This window comes from Pseudomonas sp. (assembly GCF_049645325.1).
Classification (GTDB): domain Bacteria; phylum Pseudomonadota; class Gammaproteobacteria; order Pseudomonadales; family Pseudomonadaceae; genus Aquipseudomonas.
The window spans coordinates 1-3,041 of record NZ_JBARTQ010000136.1 but is presented as its reverse complement, the minus strand read 5'-3'; the positions used below and the strand labels follow the sequence as shown (position 1 = coordinate 3,041).

2 protein-coding genes are annotated in these 3,041 nt (G+C 63.9%); one reads left to right on the top strand and one right to left on the bottom strand.

Features of this window, described 5'->3' with window-relative positions; translation table 11 throughout:
• Positions 1-1,766 (top strand): ABC transporter ATP-binding protein (locus WBB95_RS06035; protein WP_424486731.1); only part of this gene is annotated, 1,766 nt, incomplete at its 5' end.
• Between the two features lie 433 nt (positions 1,767-2,199).
• Here WBB95_RS06035 and WBB95_RS06030 read toward each other — a convergent pair.
• The coding region (locus WBB95_RS06030; RefSeq protein ID WP_424486730.1) for a LysR family transcriptional regulator at positions 2,200-3,041 on the bottom strand (842 nt) is incomplete at its 5' end.

The following is a 3,041-nucleotide window of genomic DNA, read 5'->3' as shown; positions in this document are numbered from 1 at the left end:
GCAGGGCACTGAAGCTGGTCTGGGCGACGTCGCGTCCCTTATTCATAGGCCTGCTGCTGGCCACCATCGTTGCCGGTCTGTTGCCTGCGTTGGCTGCCTGGATCGGCCAGCGTATTGTCGATGGCGTGGTGCACGCGATGCAGATTCACGCAGCCGGCAGCCAGGCGCCCGTGTGGCCGGTGATGCAGTACGTGCTGGCCGAGGCGGGCGTGTTAGCGCTGTTGGCCGCCGCCCAGCGCGCGTTGTCGATGCAGCAATCGTTGCTGCGGGTGCAGTTGGGGGTGAAGGTCAACCTGATGATTCTGGAGAAAGCCCAGACCCTCTCACTCCTGCAATTTGAAGACGCCGAGTTCCACGACAAGCTGGTGCGCGTGCGCCAGGGCGCGTCGACACGGCCGCTGAGCCTGGTCACCAAGGGCCTGGGGTTGGTGCAGAACCTGATCTCGCTGATCAGCTTTGCCGTGCTGTTGGTGCACTTTTCGCCGTGGGCGCTGGTGATTCTGGTGGTCGGCGCCTTACCGGTGTTCTTCGCCGAAACGCATTTTTCGGGCAATGCGTTTCGCCTGTTCCACCGGCGCGCGCCCGAGACCCGTCAGCAGAATTACCTGGAATCGCTGCTGTCCCACGAGACCCATGCCAAAGAGGTCAAGCTGTTCGGCCTCGCGCCGCTGTTCCTCAAGCGCTACCGCGACAACGCCCGGCGCTTGTACACCGAAGACCGCCAGTTGACCGTGCGCCGGGATGCCTGGGGCTTTGCACTGGGCCTGCTGGGCACCGCGGCGTTTTATGTGGCTTACGCCTGGGTGGTGCTGGACACCGTGCGCGGCCAGACCAGCCTGGGACAGATGACCATGTACATCGTGCTGTTCAAGCAGGGGCAAAGCGCGATCACCGCCAGCCTAAGTGCGATTGCCGGCCTGTATGACGACAGTCTGTTTCTGTCGGACCTTTATGAGTACCTGCTAACCCCTGTGGTCGTGCCGAGTGGCCGGCTTACCCAGGGCGCGCGTCCCGGCGACGGTCTGCGCTGCGAGCACGTGGGGTTCAGTTACCCCGGCGCTGAGCAGCCGGCATTGACTGACATCAACCTGCACTTGGCGCCGGGGCAAAGCCTGGCCCTGGTGGGCGAGAATGGCTCGGGCAAAACCAGCCTGATCAAACTGCTCACGCGCCTGTATACCCCGCACGAGGGACGCATTCTGCTGGATGGCAGCGACTTGCAAGACTGGGATGAACAGACACTGCGCCAGCGCATTGGGGTGATTTTCCAGGATTACATCCGCTACCAGATGACCGTCGGCGAGAACCTTGGAGTGGGTGACGTCGATGCGCTGAACGACGAGGCGCGCTGGCGCACTGCCGCAACCCAGGGGGTGGCCGCCGAATTCATCGAGCGCCTGAGCAGGACCTACGGCACACAGTTAGGGCGCTGGCTTGGCGGCCAGGAGTTGTCGGGTGGGCAATGGCAGAAAGTCGCCTTGTCACGCGCGTATATGCGCCAGGAGGCAGATCTGCTGATTCTTGACGAGCCGACGGCTGCGCTGGACGCCGGCGCCGAGGCGGCGGTGTTCGAGCACTTTCGCGAACACGCCAAGGGCCGCATGACGTTGTTGATTTCCCATCGATTCTCCAGTGTGCGCAATGCCGACCACATCATCGTGCTGGACGGCGGGCGAATCCTGGAGGAGGGCAGCCATCACCTGCTGATGGCGGCGGGTGGGCGCTATGCCGAGCTGTTCGATGTTCAGGCGCGGGGGTATCGCTAGGTCCCGAGCGCCCGTCCAATCCGGCCAAGCGTATTGTTTCAACGTTTTAGGACGACATTGTCACCTCAAGCCCTGCGCGCCCCGACGCACCGCTGAAACCCTGGCGCAGAACGAATGAGTGGCGCACCCGTATTGCCTTGCCCGCCGCCCCGGCGCTGTGACTGCCAAACCGTCGGCGTTGCTCTGGAAGTTGCACGTGCGCGCATGCACAGCGCCCAGCGCAACTGGCATGCGGTGGGATAACGCTCTATGGACGGAGAGAACATTTCGCGAAGGAGACTGTTGGACCTCAGGCTTGGGGGCATCCCTTTCAAACCATCCAAAGCATGCCCTCAGATATGCCCCCAATGGAGCAATCCGCTGGCAGTGAATGGCGCTCCATGGTTTGTGGAAAAGGTAAAAATGATCAGCCGAATAGCCTATCCGACGACACCTAAAGACTGTCAGGGTCGCCAAAATACATCTGAATCCGCGACCGCAACCAACGCTCCCCAGGATCGTTATCCTGCGACCCGCGCCACGCCATGTGCAGTTCAAAGCTGCGCACCGGCAACGGCGGGTCTTCGGCGCGCAAGCCACCGGCGGAGGTCAGCGCCTCCGCGGCATAGTCCGGCACGGTGGCCAGGATGTCGGTGCCGGCGAGCAGCGTGCCCAGGCCGTTGAACTGCGGCACCGCCAGCACGACGTGGCGCTTGCGGTCGAGTTTTTCCAGCTCTTCATCAATAAACCCGCTGAGGTCGCCTGCGAAGGACACCAGCGCGTGTGGGCGCGCGCAGAAGTCGTCGAGGCTCAGCGAGCCGGGCACGCTGTCGGCACGCAGCAGTTTCGGCAGGCTGCGGCGCAGCACTTTGCGCTTGGCGTTGGCGGGCAGGTCGGCGGTGTAGCTGACGCCGATGGAGATTTCACCAGAGGCGAGCAGGCCCGGCATCAGTATGTAGTTGACGCGCCGCACTACCAGCACGATGCCCGGGGCTTCCGCGCGCAGGCGCTTGAGCAATTGCGGCAGCAGGGCGAATTCGACGTCGTCGGACAGGCCGATACGGAACACCGCGGTGCTGGTCGCCGGGTCGAATTCGGCGGCGCGGCTCACGGCGGTGGAGATCGAGTCCAGGGCCGGGGAGAGCAGGGCGAAGATTTCCACCGCGCGGGCCGACGGCTCCATGCTGCGGCCGGTGCGCACAAACAGCGGGTCATCGAACAGCCCGCGCAGGCGCGACAACGCAGCGCTGATGGCCGGCTGGCCGAGGAACAGTTTCTCGGCAGCGCGGGTCACGC